General features: G+C 67.2%; 17 protein-coding genes and 1 pseudogene. 10 read left to right on the top strand and 8 right to left on the bottom strand.

Annotation, left to right across the window (positions count from 1 at the left end; all coding sequences use genetic code 11):
- Positions 1 to 2: 2 nt before the first annotated feature.
- On the bottom strand, positions 3 to 1220 hold the full coding sequence (locus tag ACIBCN_RS30055; RefSeq protein ID WP_396995066.1) for a hypothetical protein: 1218 nt from the start codon (positions 1218 to 1220) through the stop codon (positions 3 to 5).
- 145 nt (positions 1221 to 1365) lie between these two features.
- Between ACIBCN_RS30055 and ACIBCN_RS30050 the strand changes: the two genes are divergently transcribed.
- The 3 genes from ACIBCN_RS30050 to ACIBCN_RS30040 all read left to right on the top strand — a co-directional run bounded on the left by ACIBCN_RS30050 (position 1366) and on the right by ACIBCN_RS30040 (position 3993).
- Positions 1366 to 1941 (top strand): TerD family protein, encoded by a 576-nt coding sequence (locus ACIBCN_RS30050; protein WP_396995065.1) that lies wholly within the window; start codon positions 1366 to 1368, stop codon positions 1939 to 1941.
- Between the two features lie 221 nt (positions 1942 to 2162).
- A complete protein-coding gene (locus tag ACIBCN_RS30045; protein ID WP_396995064.1) occupies positions 2163 to 3263 on the top strand; it encodes a DUF475 domain-containing protein in 1101 nt (366 codons plus the stop codon).
- Between the two features lie 106 nt (positions 3264 to 3369).
- The gene (locus ACIBCN_RS30040) at positions 3370 to 3993 is read left to right on the top strand and encodes a Tellurium resistance (RefSeq protein ID WP_396995063.1); all 624 of its coding nucleotides are present in this window, start codon (positions 3370 to 3372) and stop codon (positions 3991 to 3993) included.
- Position 3994: 1 nt separating this feature from the next.
- Here ACIBCN_RS30040 and ACIBCN_RS30035 read toward each other — a convergent pair whose 3' ends face one another.
- Entirely contained in the window at positions 3995 to 4894 is a 900-nt protein-coding gene (locus ACIBCN_RS30035) for a DMT family transporter (protein ID WP_396995062.1), read from the bottom strand.
- Positions 4895 to 4976: 82 nt separating this feature from the next.
- On the opposite strand from ACIBCN_RS30035, the gene ACIBCN_RS30030 reads away from it, so the two are divergent.
- Positions 4977 to 5507 carry a CGNR zinc finger domain-containing protein gene (locus ACIBCN_RS30030; RefSeq protein WP_396995061.1) on the top strand — a complete coding sequence of 177 codons (531 nt, stop codon included), beginning with the start codon at positions 4977 to 4979 and terminating at the stop codon, positions 5505 to 5507.
- A gap of 112 nt (positions 5508 to 5619) precedes the next feature.
- Complete coding sequence (locus ACIBCN_RS30025; RefSeq protein ID WP_396995060.1) at positions 5620 to 6336, top strand: alpha/beta fold hydrolase; 717 nt, start codon at positions 5620 to 5622, stop codon at positions 6334 to 6336.
- A gap of 8 nt (positions 6337 to 6344) precedes the next feature.
- Here ACIBCN_RS30025 and ACIBCN_RS30020 read toward each other — a convergent pair whose 3' ends face one another.
- From ACIBCN_RS30020 to ACIBCN_RS30000, 5 genes are all read right to left on the bottom strand, one after another.
- On the bottom strand, positions 6345 to 9893 hold the full coding sequence (locus tag ACIBCN_RS30020; RefSeq protein ID WP_396995059.1) for a BTAD domain-containing putative transcriptional regulator: 3549 nt from the start codon (positions 9891 to 9893) through the stop codon (positions 6345 to 6347).
- Positions 9894 to 10118: 225 nt separating this feature from the next.
- Positions 10119 to 10796: a response regulator gene (locus tag ACIBCN_RS30015; protein WP_396995058.1), complete on the bottom strand. Its 678-nt coding sequence runs from the start codon at positions 10794 to 10796 to the stop codon at positions 10119 to 10121.
- Positions 10763 to 11887, bottom strand: coding sequence for a sensor histidine kinase (locus ACIBCN_RS30010; protein WP_396995057.1), 1125 nt, complete (start codon positions 11885 to 11887; stop codon positions 10763 to 10765). Before ACIBCN_RS30010 ends, ACIBCN_RS30015 begins: the two co-directional genes overlap by 34 nt.
- A 4-nt stretch (positions 11888 to 11891) precedes the next feature.
- The gene (locus ACIBCN_RS30005; protein ID WP_396995056.1) at positions 11892 to 12389 is read right to left on the bottom strand and encodes a hypothetical protein; all 498 of its coding nucleotides are present in this window, start codon (positions 12387 to 12389) and stop codon (positions 11892 to 11894) included.
- A gap of 73 nt (positions 12390 to 12462) precedes the next feature.
- On the bottom strand, positions 12463 to 13848 hold the full coding sequence (locus ACIBCN_RS30000) for a glycosyltransferase family 87 protein (protein WP_396995055.1): 1386 nt from the start codon (positions 13846 to 13848) through the stop codon (positions 12463 to 12465).
- Between the two features lie 326 nt (positions 13849 to 14174).
- On the opposite strand from ACIBCN_RS30000, the gene rpsF reads away from it, so the two are divergent.
- The 5 genes from rpsF (at position 14175) to dnaB (ending at position 17960) form a co-directional block, all read left to right on the top strand.
- Positions 14175 to 14462 carry a 30S ribosomal protein S6 gene (gene rpsF / locus ACIBCN_RS29995; protein ID WP_150400327.1) on the top strand — a complete coding sequence of 96 codons (288 nt, stop codon included), beginning with the start codon at positions 14175 to 14177 and terminating at the stop codon, positions 14460 to 14462.
- A 124-nt stretch (positions 14463 to 14586) separates the two neighbouring features.
- A complete protein-coding gene (locus tag ACIBCN_RS29990) occupies positions 14587 to 15141 on the top strand; it encodes a single-stranded DNA-binding protein (protein ID WP_396995054.1) in 555 nt (184 codons plus the stop codon).
- Positions 15142 to 15200: 59 nt separating this feature from the next.
- On the top strand, positions 15201 to 15452 hold the full coding sequence (rpsR, locus tag ACIBCN_RS29985) for a 30S ribosomal protein S18 (protein ID WP_014989074.1): 252 nt from the start codon (positions 15201 to 15203) through the stop codon (positions 15450 to 15452).
- Positions 15453 to 15469: 17 nt separating this feature from the next.
- The gene (gene rplI, locus ACIBCN_RS29980; RefSeq protein WP_396995053.1) at positions 15470 to 15922 is read left to right on the top strand and encodes a 50S ribosomal protein L9; all 453 of its coding nucleotides are present in this window, start codon (positions 15470 to 15472) and stop codon (positions 15920 to 15922) included.
- Positions 15923 to 16577: 655 nt separating this feature from the next.
- Positions 16578 to 17960 carry a replicative DNA helicase gene (dnaB, locus tag ACIBCN_RS29975; RefSeq protein WP_396995052.1) on the top strand — a complete coding sequence of 461 codons (1383 nt, stop codon included), beginning with the start codon at positions 16578 to 16580 and terminating at the stop codon, positions 17958 to 17960.
- Positions 17961 to 18071: 111 nt separating this feature from the next.
- Here dnaB and ACIBCN_RS29970 read toward each other — a convergent pair.
- Positions 18072 to 18817: pseudogene (locus tag ACIBCN_RS29970) on the bottom strand (SDR family NAD(P)-dependent oxidoreductase).
- Between the last annotated feature and the right edge of the window lie 99 nt (positions 18818 to 18916).

Raw genomic sequence — 18916 nt, 5'->3', positions numbered from 1 at the left:
CCTCATTCTCGTCGTGGTCCTGCTTGTTTTCTCATGCGATCCACCACCCCGGCGATGAAGTCGGTAATGGTATCCAGCTCGGCCACATAGGCCCAGTAGTCGGGATGCCGCCCCGTCAGCGTTTCGCTGATTCGATCGATCCGAGCGGCCTGCGCGTCCAGCACAGAGCCCCATTCGGTGACGAGCCCGCGACTCACCGCGAGCATTTGGGCGTCCCGCAGCCGAAATCGTACGGCCTTGGCTTTTTCTTGCGGGTCGGACCGGACTTCACGCAACGTAGCGAGCCGCTTGGTGACGGCGTCGACCTGGTGCTCGGCCTCCGTGAGATACCCGCGAGCGGATGTGGTCAGATCAAGTGCAATCTCCGGGTTGTTCTCCGCCGCTGCCGCACGCGCGCGGCCGAGGGCCGCAGCCGCGGCGTCGATGGCTCGCTGACTTTCCCGCTCATTGTCAGCTAAATCCGCGGAACTCGCAGCGTTGAATTCGCGCAGCAACCCCGAGTAGGCCGGGGCCAGCCCCTCGGCCCTGGTCCGCGCCGCGGCCAGCCTGGTGCTCACCGAGGAGATCGCGGTCTTCGCGACGGCGGCCCGAGATGGAGCCTGCGCCAACGCATCCGCCAGCCTTTTGCCGGCCGCCTCCAGCCGGTTCGCGCCCTCCCGGACCACCGCCGCCGACGCGCCCGAACCCGCCGCCGCCAATGTGATGAGAGCCTCATCCACGGCCGCGGCGTGTTCGCGCACCGAGGGGTAGTTCGCGTACTCGGACTCGGCCGCCTGCCGACGCACCCCCGCCGCCGCGATCTTCACCTGCTCGGCCAGTTGCGGCACGGTGCCGAGCACCGCGACCGCGTTCTCCAGCTGGCCCTGATTGCCGCGATAGAACTCGTCGACCGCGCGGGCCGCGTCGGTCAACTGCCTGGTCACCGCTTCCGCCTGCTGCGGCCCCTGCGGCAGCGGGGTTGCGTCCCGTTCGACCTGCTCGAGCTGCTCGGTCAGCGTCACATACGCACCGGCAGCGTCGTAGCAACGACTCCGCACCGGCTCCCAGGCCACCGCCATCCGGCGGTCCGGGAACACCTGCTCGGCCGCGTGCACCGCCGCCTCGGCCGCGCTCTGACGCTGGTCCATATCGAGGAACGCCGAGGCCAGCGACTGTCGCGCCGCCACGACCCATTCGTTGTTCCCGGCGGACCGGAACCATCCACGCCTGCGACCTACCACGCCCCGATCTTAGAGATCTCCGGTGTTCACCGGGGGTTCTGCGGGTTCCTACGCAAGTTCGCGGAAACCTACTACTGTCGTAAGGCGTACCCGGCGATTCGGACATGCTGGGAACCAATGACGGACTATTGAAAGGGAATCCCGCATGGGTGTCAGTTTGTCCAAGGGCGGCAATGTCTCGCTGACCAAGGCGGCGCCTAACCTGACCGCCGTCGCCGTCGGCCTAGGGTGGGATGTGCGGACCACCACCGGTACCGACTTCGACCTGGACGCCAGCGCGATTGCGACCGGCGCGGACAAGAAGGTGCTGTCGGACCAGCACTTCGTGTTCTTCAACAACCTGAAGTCGCCGGACGGCGCCATCGAGCACGCGGGTGACAACACCACCGGCGAGGGCGAGGGCGACGACGAGGTCATCAACGTCGACCTGGCCAACACCCCGCCGACCATCGAGAGCATCTTCTTCCCGGTCTCCATCTACGACGCCGAGACCAGGCAGCAGTCGTTCGGTCAGGTGCGCAACGCCTACATCCGCGTTGTCGACCGCAGCAACAACAACGAGCTCGCCCGCTACGACCTCACCGAGGACGCCTCGACCGAAACCGCCATGGTGTTCGGCGAGCTGTACCGCAACGGGGCCGAGTGGAAGTTCCGCGCGATCGGCCAGGGCTACGCCTCCGGACTGGCCGGGATCGCCCGCGACTACGGCGTGAACGTCTAAGGAACACTTCGAGGTTCGAAGGGGGCCCGGCAACGGGCCCCCTCGTCATGCGCCCGGGCAGCCCCGGACGACCCCGGAACGCCCGCCGCCGCGGCGGCGCGACACCGTTGGACATCCAGCGGTCCAGCGGCCACGCTGGTAAGAGCGGCGTCAGATCGGTTTCATCAAACTAGCGTTCGGACGGATTCACGTCCGGCCGACGCAAACGAAAGGTCCCCCGCGTGGTCCTGCGTATTTTCGGCATGTCAATCATCGTGACGGTGCTGTCGCTCGCCGCCGCGCTGCTCTACGGAGGACCGACCGCGCTGGCGCTGGCCGCGATCCTCGGCATCCTCGAAGTGTCGTTGTCCTTCGACAATGCCGTCATCAACGCGACCGTGCTCGAGCGGATGAGCGCGTTCTGGCAGCGCATCTTCCTCACCGTCGGCGTGCTGATCGCCGTGTTCGGTATGCGCCTGGTGTTCCCGCTGGCGATCGTCTGGGTCACCGCGGGGCTGAACCCGGTGCGCGCCTTCGATCTGGCACTCAACCCGCCCGCCGACGGCGCCGCGCACTTCGCCAACGGCGACCCCAGCTACGAGACGCTGCTCACCGACGCGCATCCGCAGATCGCCGCGTTCGGCGGCATGTTCCTGCTGCTGCTGTTCCTCAACTTCATCTTCGAGGAGCGCGACATCACCTGGTTGTCCTGGCTGGAGCGCCCGCTCGGCAAGCTGGGCAAGCTCGACATGCTCTCGGTGGTCGTCGCCTCGATCGGCCTGGTGCTCACCGCGGAACTGATCGCGGCCGACGACAAGCGCGCCACCGTCCTCATCTCCGGCCTGCTCGGCATGGTCGTCTACATCGTCGTCGACGGACTCGGCTCGATGTTCCACACCGAGGAGCACACCGAAGGCGGACCGTCCGAGCTGGTCAAGGCGACGGGTAAGGCCGGGTTCTTCCTGTTCCTCTACCTCGAGGTGCTCGACGCGTCGTTCTCCTTCGACGGCGTGATCGGCGCGTTCGCCGTGACGTCCGACCCGATCATCATCGCCCTCGGCCTCGGCCTGATCGGCGCCATGTTCGTCCGCTCGATCACCGTGTACCTGGTGCGCAAGGGCACGCTGTCGGAGTACGTCTACCTCGAGCACGGCGCGCACTGGGCGATCGGCGCGCTGGCCGTCATCCTGTTCATCTCGATCGGCGTGCACATCAGCGAGCTCATCACCGGCCTGGTCGGTGTCGCGTTCATCGGTGCGGCGTTCATCACCAGCGTCATTCGCAACCGGCGCGAAGACGACGAAAAAGTGGACAGCGAACGAGAGCCGACCCCGGTAGGCTGATTTCGGCAAGCAAGCCGAAAACTCGTGCGGCAGCGGCCACTCCCCAGGAGTACCGCTGCCGCTCCCATATCTGTGTCATGCACACGGCCCGAGGGGGAGCACGCCGATGGCGAACGACAGCAACGCCGGTGGGGTCAACCTCTCGAAGGTGACCCTGTCGAAGGCGACACCGAGCATCAACCTCACCAAACCGGGTGAGCAGCAGGGGACCATGCGGGTCAACCTGAACTGGTCCACCGGTGCCAAGGGTTTCTTCCGCCGGGCCAAGCCGGTCGATCTCGACCTCGGCTGCCTCTACGAACTGGCCAACGGCACCAAGGGCGTGGTGCAGGCGATCGGCAACAACTTCGGCTCGCTCGACGCCGAGCCCTACATCAAGCTGGACGGCGACGACCGCAGCGGCACCGCGACCGGCGGCGAGAACATGCACATCAATCTCGCTCGGCCCGAACTGTTCCGGCGCGTGCTGATCTTCGCCTTCATCTACGAGGGCGTGCCGAACTGGGCCGCCGCCGACGGTGTGGTCACGCTGTTCCCGACCGCGGGCCCGCAGATCGAGGTCCGTCTCGACTCCCCGGTGGACGGTGCCCGCTCCTGCGCCATCGCGCTGCTGCAGAACCAGGGCAGCGGCATCACGGTGCATCGGGAAGTGCACTACATCAACGGCGCGCAGAAAGAGATCGACGAGGCCTACCGCTGGGGCATGAACTGGCACAGCGCCCGCAAGTAGCTCAGCGCACCGCGACGACTGGACGTGGTGCGACGGTGGGTACCACCGAGGGTTTGCGCGAGGCGAAGACCAGGCCGATCAGGCCCACCGCGAGTCCGGCAATGGTCAACGGCCGCAACGGCTGATCGATCAGCACCCAGGCGAGCAGCGCGGTCACCGCGGGGGTGGCGAAGAACAGTCGCCCGACCCTGGTGGCGTCCCAGCGCCGCAGCATCGAGTTCAGCAGCAGGAACGCGACCATCGAGTTCACCAGCACCATCCAGGTGAGCGATCCGGCGAACCTGGTCACATCCGTTACGTGCAGCTGACCGGTCAGCCAGGCCAGCACACCGGCGACCGGCGCGCTCACCACCACGTGCACCGCGGTCGATGCCCGGGAATCCACTTCGGGCACGAATCGCTTCTGATACACCGTGCCGATGCTCAAGCCGAGCAACCCGATCACGCACAGCACCAAGCCGATCCGCGAAAAGTTCGACTGGTCCATGACCGCCATCGCGACGCCGACCCCACCGATGCCGAAGCCGAACCACTGCCGCGCCGTGACGGTCTCGCCGAGCACCCCGGCGAATAACGCGATGACCACCGGATTCAAGCCCTGCACCAGCGCGATCACCGCGCCGGAGACGTGTTCGCCCATCGCCGTGTAGAACGCGCCGAACTGCACTGCCTGCATCAGCAACCCGGCGAACGCGACGTGGCGCCACTGACGCCCGCGCGGCCACGTCGCGCGCATGGCGAAGGCATACCCGATGAGCAGGACGCCCGCGATCGCGTAGCGCGCGAACAACACCATCATCGGCGGCGCGGCACCCACGCCGATGATCCCGGCGATGAACGCGCTGCTCCACAGCACGACGAACAGCGGCTGTGCGGCCACCGACATGAACTGAGTCTTCACGGACCTCCTGAACTAACCGCCTTGGGTGGTTATTACCGTCGCAGGTAGCCGCGTAACCTGTCAAGGTGGTTACTATGAAGAGGTGTTCACCTTCGTCAGCGGCAACCTCGCCCTGGATTTCGCGGGCACGGTCAAGGCCCGCACCGGGTCCTTCGATGACGCCCTCGACTCGCCCGCCGCCCTCGCGGACTGGCTGGTCGCCGCCGAATTGCTCGACCGCGCACCCGATTGCGACGCGGCGGCCCTCGACCGCGCCGTGCGCTTGCGTGAGGCCGCGTACCGGATGGCGGTAGCCGTGTCCCATGGCAAATCGCTCGCCGAGGCCGACCGCCGGATGGTCAACGACTGCGCCAAGGGTGAACTCCCGGCAATCAGCCTGCGGCTCAACGGCACCGTGGCCCGCTCGGGCACCCCCGACGCGGCGCTCACCGCGATCGCCCGCTCCGCCGTCGAGCTGCTCGGCAGTTCGGCCTCGATCAAAGAATGCGGCCGCCTCGAATGCACCCGCCTCTACGTCGACGCCTCGCGCGGCGGCACCCGCCGCTGGTGCGACATGACCATCTGCGGCAACCGGGTCAAGAGCGCCGCGTTCCGCGCGAGGCACGCCGAATAGGCCGCTGAACAGCGCGTTCGGTGGACATTCAGGCCACGTTCAGTCGGCTCCCGATGCTGTGGGTGATCGATCGCCCGCCGGTTCCGGCGATCCGACACGAACTGGAGGAACGATGACCACCACCCCGAATGTGCTGCTCGTGCACGGCGCCTGGGCCGACGGGTCCAGCTGGAACAAGGTGATCGAGCGGCTGCTCGACCGCGGCTTCGACACCGTGGTGGCCAGTCAGCTGCCGTTGCGCGGCTTCGCCGAGGACGTCGCCGTCGTCACCCGCGACCTGGACGCGCTGACCGGACCGACGATCCTGGTCGGCCACTCCTATGGTGGCGCGGTGATCAGCCAGGCGGGTTCCGGCCGGGACGACGTCACCGGGCTGGTGTTCGTCGCCGCGTACGCCCCCGCCGCCGGTCAGTCCGCCTTCCAGATCAACCAGGAATTCGGGCCGGGCCTGCCGAGCGGCGCGGATCTGGTGAACGTCGGCGCCGACGACATCCCGGATCTGATCATCGCCCGCGACCGCTACCACGCCGACTTCGCCGCCGACGCCGACCCGCGCGAGGCCGCGCTGCTCGCCGCCACCCAGAAGCCGACTTCGGTACTCTCCCTTACTGGTTCGGGCCCGGCGACACCCGCCTGGGAACAGCTGCGCGACAACACCTGGTACCAGATCTCCGAGTTGGACGCGATGATCCCGCCGGACCTGGAGACCAAGATGGCCTACCAGGTGGCGACCGAGGACCACATCGTGTCGCTGGCCACCGGGCACGCGTCGATGATCACCGAGCCGGACGCGATCGCCGATCTCATCGCGCGGGCCGCCGGTCAGTGACGCTGCCGTCAGCCGGTGGACACGCCGCCGGCCGACGCCGTCGCGCCGAGCAGGTCGAGGTACCTTGTCGCGCCGATAGTTTCGGCGAGCGAGCGGGCTTCCCAGCGCAGTGCGCCTGCCCGCTCGAGGTCACCGTCGTCGTGGCAGACCACAGCCAGTTCCAGCAGGGCCGGGATCAGTTCGACCGGCGAGTCGTAGCGGCGCAGCAGGCCGACGGCTTGGTCGATTAGGTCCGCGTCTATGCCGCCGGGCGCGGCCAAAGCCATTGCACGCAAAGCTCTTCCGATGGTGCCGGGGGTATCCCACCGCCGGGCCAGTTCGAGTTCCGTCGCGGCGAGTTCATGGGCCTGTTCTCGCTCGCCGAGGCGCACGAGCTCGATGGCCGCGGAGCTGCGCCACGGGATGTGGGCCGGGTTGCGGATGCCCACCGCGCCGACGCGGCGGCCACAGTCCATGAAGTGGGCGATGGCCTGACGGGAATCGCCACGGGCGGCGCAGGCCATGCCTTTGACATGAATGACCACGGTCCACTCCCAAGTTTCGGGGTTGGCGTGCTCGGTCACGCTGTCGAGCCACTGCTCGGCCTCGGTCCGGCGGCCGAGTCCGAGCAGGGCGTGCGCGTACTGAGCGACCAGCGCGAGCGGCGGCCGGATGGACTCGTCGCCCAGTGTGCCGACGGTCGGTGCCACCTCGCGCAACGCTCGCCGGTAGTCGCCGCAGCGCAGCAGCACCTCCGAGCGCAGGATTAGTCGGTAGACGTCGATGGTGCCGAAGTGCTGATCGTTGCGTTGTTCGCTGAGCTGTCTGGCCAGCGCGAGGTCGCCTGCCCACATGGACAGGTGCGCGAGCAATCCGATCAGCTGCTGCGGCAACACATCCCAGCCGCGGGCCGGATCCGGTTCGGCGGGAAAACGGGCGAGCGTGTCGCGCGCGGTGCGCTGCACGCCGAACGCGTCGTCCCAGGTGAGCACAGCCGTGGTGATCTGATCGGTCGATCCCGTGGCGCGCAGTCCGCCGACGAAGTCGCGCCAGGTCGCCGAGGTGAGCCCAGCCACCGCCCAGGACGCGGCCCGAATGTTCATGCCCGCCTGCGGGTCTCGCGCTTCGGCCTCGGCCAGCACCGCACCGACCAGTGCCATCGCCGCACCGGCCTGCGACCGCGTCGACATGGTCCACGCCAGCGGGATGAGGGCGGTCGGTGCGACGCGGCGGTCACGCTGGCTGTGCAGCGCTTCCGCCAGGTGCGCGCGGGCCGCGGCCGGATTTGTCCACAGTTCGAGCTGGCCCAGGCGAACGAGGATGTCGTCGCGGCCTTGCGGCGTGGTGATCCGCAAAGCCGCCGCCAACTGCCGTACGGCCTCGGCGATCAAGCCGTGACGCAGGCATTCCTCGGCCGCATCCAGCAGCACCACCGTCCAGCCCGAGTACTGCACCCCGACCAGGTCACCCAGGTAGGCCGCGACCTGCCTGGCCGAGTATCCGGCGCTGCGCGCCTGTTCGGCGGCGGCGATCCGGATCCGGTCCGTGCCGGCGCGGCCACCGAGCCAGCGAATGGTGTTGCCGATCAACGGATGTCGGAAGACGGGCGGTGTCGCCGAAACCAGAATGCCGGTGGCGGCGAGTAACTCGCAACGATGGCGCACCACGTCCACCGGTTCTGCGCAGGCCGCGGCGAGCACCTCGACGGTCGGCGCGAGGTCGTGCAGCACGGCGAGCGCGCGCAGCATGGTGACCCCGCTCGGCGCGTACCGGCTGAGCAATCGGCTGATCGAACGCGAATAGCAGCCCTCCGGAAGGAATTCCGGAAGGCGGCCGCGGTCGCGGAGTGCGGCGAGGTCGGTGATCAACGCGCCGGCCAGCAGCGGAATATCGGCCGTCGCCTGTTGAATATCCGCGGCAAGTCCGGGCGGGCACATCGTCCCGGTGCGCCGTTCGTACAGTCCCTCGATCGCGGCCACACTGAGCCCGCTCGGCCGCAGTACCGCGACGGCGGTCGGCTCGAGCCGTGCGTGCAGGTCGAGAATTGCGGCCTCCCAAGGGCGTTCGTCCATCGCCACGACGAACAGCACGGGCGTCCGGCGCAGGCGCGGGGCCATGGCGGTCAGTACCCGCGTGGACCGCTCGTCCAGGTGTTCCGCGCCGTCTACCAGTACGACCAGCGGCCTCATCGTCGCGTCCCGAATGAGCTCGGCGGACAACACTTCTGCGATCCGCGCATCCGTGTCCTGCGCCGAGATCGCGGAACCGGCCAGTTCGGTGACCAAGCCCAGCGGTGACGCACCATCGTCCGGCGGCAGCAGGTCGACCCGCCTGGCACCGGGCACTCGGCGCGCCACCTCGTCGAGCAACTGCGTCTTACCGAAGCCGGGCCGGCCCGAGATCACCACTAGCCCACCGCTACCCGCGGCGGCGCGCTCGGTCCAGGCCGCGATCCTGGCCAGCTCCTGGTCCCGCTCAAATACCACCGGCGCCGCGGAATCCGGCTTCGGACCAGGCGTCGGCCACAACGCCGCCACCATGCCGAGGCGGTGTTCGACTGCTGTCTGGCGCACTGCACCGGGCGGTGGGCCATCGGCCGAGTTCGCGGCGGCCGCACCGGCTACCGGCGCTGGCACTTCGACCGCCGGGTTCGGGGTCGCGCGCACCGCGGACCCGACTGTCAGGACTCCTGACCCGGTTAGTCCGATTACGGACCCAGAGAAGGGCAGCTTGGGCGAAATGCTTTGCGGCCCTTCTGTTCTGAAACGATAAGAAGTTCGCCCGACCACACTTTCACCCGCCAGGATCCGCTGGTGTAGCGCGCGGAGCTCTTCGCCCGGCTCCACACCCAACCGATCTACCAGCAGGCTTCGGGTCTCGCGGTAGACATCCAGCGCTTCGGACTGGCGCCCACGGGAATACAACGCGCGCATCAACACAGCGCGGGGACGTTCGCGCAGTGGATGTTCCGCGGTGAGCAAGCGCAGGCGGTCGATCACCTCGTCGGAACGGCCAAGTGCGACAGCGACATCGAGGCTGTCTTCGACGACGGCCAGCCGCCGCTCGGCCAGTGCCGTCCGTTGCCGTTGCGCGAAGGGGCCGGGCAATCCGGCCAGGGGTTCACCCGAATACAGGGCAAGTGCCTGTGCGTATCGGCTCTCGGCCAGCGATCGATCACCCGCGTCGCGCGCCCGGCTCGCCTCGCCGACCAACCGGTCGAATACGCCGAGATCGGTCTGCTCGTCATCGATCCGCAGCTGATATCCGCCGTGTCCGGAAAGCAGCACGGTCGGCGGCGTCCGTGGCTTGCGGTCCGGCTCGAGCGCCCGGCGCAGGGCTGACACGTAGGTCTGGATCACGCCGACACCGCTGGCCGGCGGTTCCCCGTCGTACAACGCGGCAAGCAGGCTCGCCGCCGACACCCATTGCCGCCGCCGGAACGCCAGCACACACAGCACCGCGCGCCGCTGCGGCGGGCCGAGCGGGAGGACCTCGCCGGCCAGATCCGCTTCGACACCGTTGAGCAGCGTCAATCGCAGCACGGCGGGCGAGAGGGCGCCCGCGTCCGCCTGATCCATCTGCTCTCCACTGCCTCGTCACGTCGCCTAGCCCGACCAGCGTAAACGGACCGGCGTCCGTCAGCGCGGACGAATCCTGCGCGGAGGTGTGCCTTTCGCCGCGAGCCGTAGCGGGCGACAGGGACTGGACCTACGTCCGAGCTGGGCCGATGGCAATCTCCGGGCAACCAGTCGCCCCGCTGTGCGTCGAGGCAGGTAGTGACGCACCTCGCAACGCAAGCCGGGCTAGCTCAACCCGAGCTGGTGGGCGCGAGCGATCGCATGCGGGCGATCGCGGACATGGAGTTTCGCGAACAACGAGTTGATATGACTTTTGACGGTGCTGACGCCGATGAACAGTTCCTTGGCGATCTCGGAGTTGTTCTGTCCCTTGGCAATCAACCTCAGCACGTCGAGTTCCCTTGCACTGAGCCCTAATTCGGCACCGTCGGCAGCAGTCGACGGTGCGGACACGGCCGACGACAGCGAGGCGACGAGACGCTGACCGACCTCGGCGGCGAAGGTGGTTTGCCCGCCCGCGACCGAGCGGATGGCCGTGGCGATCTCGCGACGGCCCGCGTCCTTGGTCAAATAACCACGCGCACCGGCACGCAACGCGCCCGCGATCGATTCGTCATCGGCGTAGGTGGTCAGCACCAGAACCGCGGTGCCGGACTGTGCCGCGGCGATCGCGGCGGTGGCGGCGACGCCGTCGAGGACCGGCATCCGCAAATCCATCAGCACGACATCGGGCGCGAGCCGGTGCACCAACTCGACCGCTTCGGCCCCGTCGCGGGCCTCGCCGACCACCTCGATATCCGGCAGCAGGGAGAGCACCGTGGTCAGGCCCTCCCGCACGATGGTCTGATCATCGGCGACGACCACCGTGATCACCTGCGCGGCACCGTCATTCGCACTGTCCACCGGTCACCCACCTTTCCAGCCTGCACCGTGCCGCCCAGCGCGCCGATCCGCTCGCGCATACCGAGCAGGCCGGCGCCTATCCCCGACGCCGACAATAATCCGAGCCGACCGGCCAGCGGATTCGACGCAACCAGCTCGACCTGTTCCGCGCCGACCCGCAGCCGCAACTCGACCTCGGCGCCCGGCGCGTGCTTGCGGGCATTGGTCAGCGACTCCTGCGCCCCGCGCAGCAATGCCACACTCACCTGCTCGCCGAGGTGCTGGGTGTCGCCGTCCAACCGTGCGTGCACCCGACCCCCCGCATCCCGATGCTCGGTGACCAGTTGGTCGAATTCGATTGGTAGATCTATACTTTCGGCCCGCAGCGCACCGACCACCTGCCGAGTATCGTCGAGCCCGGACGCCGCAAGCTCCCGCGAAGCTCGGATCTTATCGGCGGCCCGTTCCGTCTCACCCGCCTCCAGCAGCGCGTCGGCGGCGTCGAGTTGCAGCACCAGCCCACCCAGCGTGTGCGCGAGCACGTCGTGCACCTCGCGAGCGATCCGCCCGCGTTCGGCAAGCGCGGCGGCGCGGTCTCGCTCCGCACGAATCTCCCTGCTCTGCTCCACCAGTAGCCGATTCTGCTCGGCGGTCACCCGAAACTGCCTGCGGCTCAACCCGAGCAGCGCCACCAACAGCACCCCGGCCAGCAGCCCGAGGTAGGCGCTCGGCGTCCGGTGCGCGGCCACCGACGACACACCCACCGCGATCACCTCGATACCGACGATCAACGCCCCGAGCGTGGTCGAGTGCTGCACCACCGCGAATCCGGCGAACGCGGCGACGAGCAGCGGGAGCATCGAGGCGCCCACCTGGGCGACCGTCAGGCCGCCACCGACCGCCATCACCACGAGCGCGAGCCTGCTGAGCCACGGCCGTCCCATCGGGCCCACCGCCCAGAACAGCAATCCGAGCCCGGCCAGACCGGCCAGGATCAGGATCGGCATCCCCACCTGCCCGAGTTGGTCGTCGCGGAGCAGTGCGACCATGGCGATGAGCCCCGTCAGGCGCAATAGCCTGTTCGGGGCCGTCGGTGCGATGCCGGGCGGCATCGACTCAGTGTGCCCGAACCATCGGCCGCGAGCCGGTCAGCCGTTCCGCCCGCGCCGAGATGACCAGCATCCGGCCGAGCCGGCTGACCGCGAGCAGCACGATGATCGCGCCGACCGACAGCACTGCCTTCGCACCGATATCCACCGCGACCACGTCGATGCCGATGCGCACCGCGATCAACGCCACCCACAGCGCCGAGGCGAACGCGCCGGTGCGGACCAACAGTTGCCCGTCCTGCCTGACGAACTTCGACAGCACACCCATCAGCGCGCCGACCGCCAGCCCGAGCACCGCCTCGAAGACCAGCACCACGATATCCACGGTGTGCACCGCGGGGGCGTTGTCCGCGGACGCGAGCACCACCACGCCGACGATGCCGAGGACCAGCGGCCCGCGCCACATCCGGGCCGGATCGAATGGGCGCCACTGGTTCTGGCGGTAGATGATCCAGCCGAGTATCGCGATCATCAGCACCGCGGTGAGTAAGTTGTTCGAGGTCATGCCCATAACACTCAGGGAATCGCCGAATATCCGGCACCACCCGAGGGTGGAACCGCGGGTGGAATCCGCCGGACTAGCCGACCGGGATCAACTCACCCGGCGCGAACCGGGGCACCGGGGGCGGCACCGGCCGAAACCCACGCGGCCTTGCCCGCAGGAACAGGAAGAACAACGCGACCAACAGCACCGCCCGGCCCCACACCCCGAACTGGACGAGCTTCTCCATCTGCTCCGCGGGGCGACCGGTGCCGAGCGCGTAGAAGTATCGGAACACCCCGATCCCGAGGGCCGCGTCGGCGACGAAGTACGCACCGATCGCCGTCCACGGCACCTGGAGCAGCACCAGGAACGGCACCAGCCACAGCGTGTACTGCGGCGAATGCACCTTGTGGAACAACAGGAATCCACACAGCATCGCGCCGCTCACCCCGACCCACGGGAACACGCCCGACGCCAGGTATCGCTTCCAGCCGAGCCACATGGCCAGCGTGAACGCGGCCAGGATCAGCGTCGGCGAGGCGACCGACACCACCTGCTGGAACAGCGCTTCGCTCTGCGTGTCCGTGCCGAACAGCTGCCGAAGTCCCCAGTACCAAATGGAATTCGTGGTTATGTCGGCCTGTCGCAACTGCTGGAAGGTGATCGACGCGCGCCAGCCCTCGTAGCCGGTCAGCGCGAACGGCAGGTTCACCGCGACCACGGTGGCGATGGCAGCGCCCGCCGTCATGAGCGCGCCGCGCACGTCAAGGCGCCGTTCGCCGGGATCGCGTTCGACACCGCCGGTGAGCACGTACGCCAGCAACGGCAGCACGAAAATCCCTGGATAAAGCTTGAGGCAGAATCCGAGACCGAGCAGGATCGCGGCCAGAATTCCCCTGGTACGCAACGAATATCGGGTCAAGGTGGCGACCACATACACCGCGGCGACCGCCGTGCACACCACCGGAAGTTCCCAATTGTGGAAGGCATAGAGCACCAGCGGTGGCCCCGCCGCCCACAGCAGCGCCGCGCGGCCCGCGAGCCGGGCCAGCATCCAGGCGGTCAGCAGCGCGAACGGCGCGAGCAGCAGCGCCGAGTGCCGCAGGAAGTCGGCGTCGTTGTGCGCGCCGAGCGCGCCGAGCCACATCAAAGTGCCGCTGAGCACCGGATATTCGACCGCGCCGCCGACCAGCGTGCCATCGTCGGTAATGCCGCCCTGGACGTACGGGAAGACGTGCTCGTTGATGTCGCGCCCCAGCCAGAGGAACTGAATATCGGAGTAACAGACATCCGAATCCTTGGCGACATCGAATACCGTGCTGCGCCCGTCCGCGGTGAACGGCCCACCCGCACACCGCGCCTTGTTCGCGTACCCGAGCACGAGCGTGAGCCCGCACAGCACGAGCATCACCGCCGCCAGCGCCGTCCGACGCCCGACGCGACGCGCGCTCAGGTCGCTGGTGGCGAGTCCGCTCGGCATGTGGACCACCCTAAGTCGCCTGACCGAACCTTGCCCCCATCCCCCGCGGATCAAATGTCGCGCGCCCCCGCGGATACGGTCGCAACAGCTGATCTCGTGAGCACCTGGGTAACTCGTCGGGTACGCCCAAAGCTCGACCCACAGGACGACAGTCAGCCCGCGACGGCACGATCTACGCACTCAACGACCGGCAAAAGTCGCGGAGAGGCGGGGGAGTTTCGGTGGTCAGGGGCGGTTCATGTAGCCTAATCGGGTTGCTGACGCAACGACCCTCCTGCCACGGAGAGCCCGTGGCCGTTTCCTAGTCCACAGGAGGTGATTGGTCCGTGCGTCATTACGAAGTGATGGTTATCCTCGATCCCAGTCTGGACGAGCGCACCGTAGCCCCGTCTCTCGAGACGATGCTCACCGTGGTTCGTACCGAAGGCGGCAAGGTCGACAAGGTCGATATCTGGGGCCGCCGCAGGCTTGCCTACGAGATCGCCAAGCAGGCCGAGGGCATCTACGCGGTGGTCGATCTGACCGCAGAGCCCGCGACCGTGAGCGAACTCGACCGCCAGCTCGGCCTGAACGAGTCGGTGCTGCGTACCAAGGTTCTGCGCCACGACAAGTAGTCCCGCGACTCTCGATTGCGTCGGTGTCTATCTCTAGGCTCTACGCAACTAGCGAGACGCGGACTGCTTCGAGCGCTTGCGAGACGCGAATGCGCGAGGCCGCACCCCGAGCAGGAGGAACCACATGGCAGGCGACACGGTCATCACCGTCATCGGAAACTTGACGGCCGACCCGGAGCTTCGATTCACGCCCGCGGGAGCGGCGGTGGCTAATTTCACCGTCGCATCGACACCCCGCATGTTCGACCGTAATTCGAACGAATGGAAAGACGGCGAAGCGCTTTTCCTGCGCTGCAATATCTGGCGCGAAGCTGCGGAAAATGTCGCCGAAAGCCTGACCCGGGGTTCCCGAGTCATCGTGAGTGGGCGGCTGAAGCAGCGCTCCTACGAGACCGCTCAGGGTGAGAAGCGCACGGTCGTCGAGCTCGAGGTCGATGAGGTCGGCCCCTCGTTGAAGTACGCCACCGCGAAGGTCAACAAGACCAGTCGCGGTGGCGGTGGCGGCGGTGGCGGCTTCGGATCCGGCGGCAGCGGTGGCTCCGGCGGCGGCAACGCCCCGGCCGGCTCCGGCGGTGGCGGCGGGCGTTCCGGCGGTGCCGAGGACGACCCTTGGGGCAGTGCGCCCGCGGCAGGCTCCTTCGGGGGCGGCGGCCGCGTAGATGACGAACCGCCGTTCTGATAACGGCAATTCATAGGTCCGCCTCGCGTGGACCATCACTGATTACGGAGTAAAAGACCATGCCTAAAGCGCCAGCGCGCGAAAAGGTGCTCAAGAAGAAGGCCTGCGCATTCTGCAAGGAAGCCAAGTCCGGAATCGTCAACATCGATTACAAGGACACGGCACTGCTGCGTAAGTACGTCAGCGATCGCGGCAAGATCCGCGCCCGCCGCGTCACCGGCAACTGCGTGCAGCACCAGCGTGACATCGCGGTTGCCGTCAAGAACTCGCGTGAGGTGGCCCTGCTTCCTTACGTGTCGACGGCTCGCTGAGTAAGGGAGACACGCAAATGAAGTTGATTCTGACTGCAGACGTGGACAACCTCGGTGCGCCCGGCGACACCGTCGAGGTCAAGGACGGCTACGGCCGTAATTTCCTGCTGCCGCGCGGATTGGCGATCGTTGCCAGCCGTGGGGCCGAGAAGCAGGTCGCGGGCATCCGCCGGGCGCAGGACGCGCGCAAGGTGCGCGACCTGGATCACGCCAACGAACTGAAGCAGGCCATCGAGAACCTCGACGCGGTCGCGCTTTCGGTGAAGACGGCGGGCACCGGCAAGCTGTTCGGCTCGGTGACCCAGGCCGACGTCGCCTCGGCCATCAAGTCGGCCGGCGGGCCCGTGGTCGACCGGCGCAGCATCGAGCTGCCGAAGTCGCACATCAAGTCGACCGGCAAGCACGGCGTCGTGGTGCACCTGCACCCGGACGTGGTGGCCAAGTTCGACCTCACGGTCGCTGCCAGCTGATATAGCACCACTTCGAAGACCACTCCCGTGTTCGGCGCGGGAGTGGTCTTCGGCTGTGCGACGCTGCCCACGTTTGTGGATAACTAATTGTTTGCCCGTTGTGCAGTCCTGCCGGATGGAACATTCTGGGCAAATCATTGCTGGTCATCAGGGTTCCCGAAGGCGGGCCTGTGGATTACGCAGGAAACCGACCGGTGGCAATGTGATTCAGCTCATAGCAGTTACCCGTGCCGTTAACTCAACACGCCCGGCTGTTCAACTTGTCCGACACGCCCGACTTTATTCATCCACACCTGGATATCTCGCGAAATCGATACCTATCTGCGGGTATTCGCGGCGTGACCTGGGTTTTCCCCAAGTTGTACACAGGGGGTGCACACAGTTAGGTGAACAGTCCCCAACTTATCCACAGGTGTGTGCACAGTACGGTTTGTTGACCGCCCTCGGGTCGCCTAGGTTCGTCGCTACGTCGTGAAACGAACGGCCCCGAACGTCCGGATCCATCGGTATCGCAACGGTAGCTGGAACTCGCAGGTGGCACCAACCATCGCGCGGGTGACAGCCACTGCCCTGCGGCAGACGTGTCGGAGCCCGAGAGTGAGACCAGTCATCAATAGGGTGAGCCCGGTAGGTGTAGAGAGGACGGTCGAGTCTCATGGCAGTCGTCGATGACCGAGGGCATGCGAACTATCCGCCCGAGCCCCCCGGCGAGGACTTCGGGCGCCAGCCACCGCACGACATGGCGGCCGAGCAGTCCGTACTCGGCGGCATGCTGCTGAGCAAGGACGCGATCGCCGACGTCATCGAGGTGATGCGGCCCGGCGACTTCTACCGCCCCGCCCACCAGCTCATCTACGACACCATCCTCGACCTCTACGGTCGCGGCGAACCCGCCGACCCGGTGACCGTCTCGGCAGGCCTGGACCGTCGCGGCGAACTCAAGCGCATCGGCGGACCGCCCTACCTCGTCACGCTCACCCAGACCGTGCCCACCGCGGCCAACGCCAGCTTCTACGCCGAGATCGTCGCCGAAAAAGCCATCCTGCGCCGCCTCGTCGAAGCGGGCACCCGCATCGTCCAATACGGCTACGCGGGCGCCGACGGCCAGGACATCGCCGAGGTCGTCGACCGCGCCCAAGCCGAGGTCTACGAGGTCACCGAACGCCGCACCACCGAAGACTTCCTCCCGCTAGAGGAACTCCTCCAGCCGACGATGGACGAAATCGACTCCATCGCCAGCCGCGGCGGCATCTCCCTCGGCGTCCCCACCGGCTTCACCGAACTAGACGAACTCACCAACGGCCTCCACCCCGGCCAAATGATCATCGTCGCGGCCCGGCCTGGCGTTGGCAAATCGACCCTGGGTATGGATTTCATGCGCAGTTGCTCGATCAAGCATGGGCTGGCCAGCGTTATTTTCTCGCTGGAGATGAGTCGTACGGAAATCGTCATGCGTCTGCTTTCCGCCGAGGCGAAGATCAAGCTCGGGGATATGCGGTCGGGGCGGATGAGCGACGATGACTGGACCAAGCTGGCCCGCCGGATGAGCGAGATCAGTGAAGCGCCACTGTTCGTCGACGACTCGCCGAACCTCACCATGATGGAGATTCGGGCGAAGGCGCGGCGCCTGAAGCAGCGGCATGACCTGAAACTCGTTGTGGTGGACTACCTCCAGCTGATGAGCTCAGGTAAAAAGGTCGAATCCCGCCAGCAAGAAGTCTCGGAATTCTCGCGACACCTGAAGCTGCTTGCGAAGGAACTCGAGGTTCCGGTGATCGCGATCAGCCAGCTGAACCGTGGTCCCGAACAACGAACCGACAAGCGCCCCATGGTGTCCGACTTGCGTGAATCCGGATCACTGGAACAGGACGCCGACATGGTCATCCTGTTGCACCGCCCGGACGCCATCGAACGCGACGACCCCCGCGGCGGCGAAGCCGACTTGATCGTCGGTAAACACCGAAATGGCCCGACCGCCACCATCACCGTCGCGCACCAGCTGCACCTGAGCCGGTTCGTAGATATGGCCCGCGGCTAAGGCTTGGCCAGTCCCGCGCAGAGTTGCTATCGACGAGCCAGTCCGCGCGGCTCCCGCAAACAGGCAGACCAACGCCGCGAGTGGTCCCTCGCGGTCAGCGGCACAGTCGCGCTATGCGCCGTATCCCCCGTCGATCCTCAGTACCGCCCCGGTGACGTACGACGCCTGGGGGCTGGCGAGGAAGACAACGCCAGCGGCGATTTCCTCCGGCGTGCCGTACCGCCCCATCGCCGTCGTGGGAAGGAACATCGATGCGGCCGGACTGTCTGCCGGGTTCATGTCGGTGTCGATGAACCCGGCCTGGATCACGTTCACCGTGATGCCCCGGTGCGCGAGATCGCGGGCGGCACCCCTGCTGTAAGCCTCCAGGGCCGCCTTGGTGCCCGCATAGTCGGCCATCCCGGGGAAGCCCGTCCGCGTGGCTGCGCCGGTACTGATGCTCACGATCCGCCCACCCTCGGGCAGCAGTGCGAGCGCGGCTCTGATCGCGGCCACCACGCCGGTGTAGTTCACTGCGAGCTGGCGGTCGAGAGCGGACTCGTCGGTGTGCTCGCTGTCGATCGGGGCTGCGGCGGTGACGCCTGCGTTGTTGACCAGGATGTCCAGCTTTCCGAACTGCTCGGCCACCTGGCGGATCAGACCTGCCGCCTGCGTCGCGTCCGCCTGGTCGGCCTGGAAGGCCGCTGCGCGTACCCCCTCGCCGCCAGCTCCGCGACCACCGCCTTGGCCTGGTCTTCTGAAGACGAGTAGCTGATCGCGACGTCGGCTCCTTCGTCGGCCAGCGCCAGGGCCGACGCTGCCCCGATCCCCCTCGATCCGCCCGTGACGATCGCTACCTTGCCGTTCAGCTTTCCCATGTTCTCCTGCTTCCGTCCGATGCGCGACGCCATTCTTGACCGTACGGTCCACCATAGGGTGTTGTGGACCGCACGGTCAAGAATGCGTATCCTCGGCGG

The organism is Nocardia sp. NPDC051052 (genome assembly GCF_044456045.1).
Taxonomy (GTDB): Bacteria; Actinomycetota; Actinomycetes; order Mycobacteriales; family Mycobacteriaceae; genus Nocardia.
The sequence above is the reverse complement of the archived record's forward strand: the minus strand, read 5'-3'. Positions and strand labels throughout refer to the sequence as shown.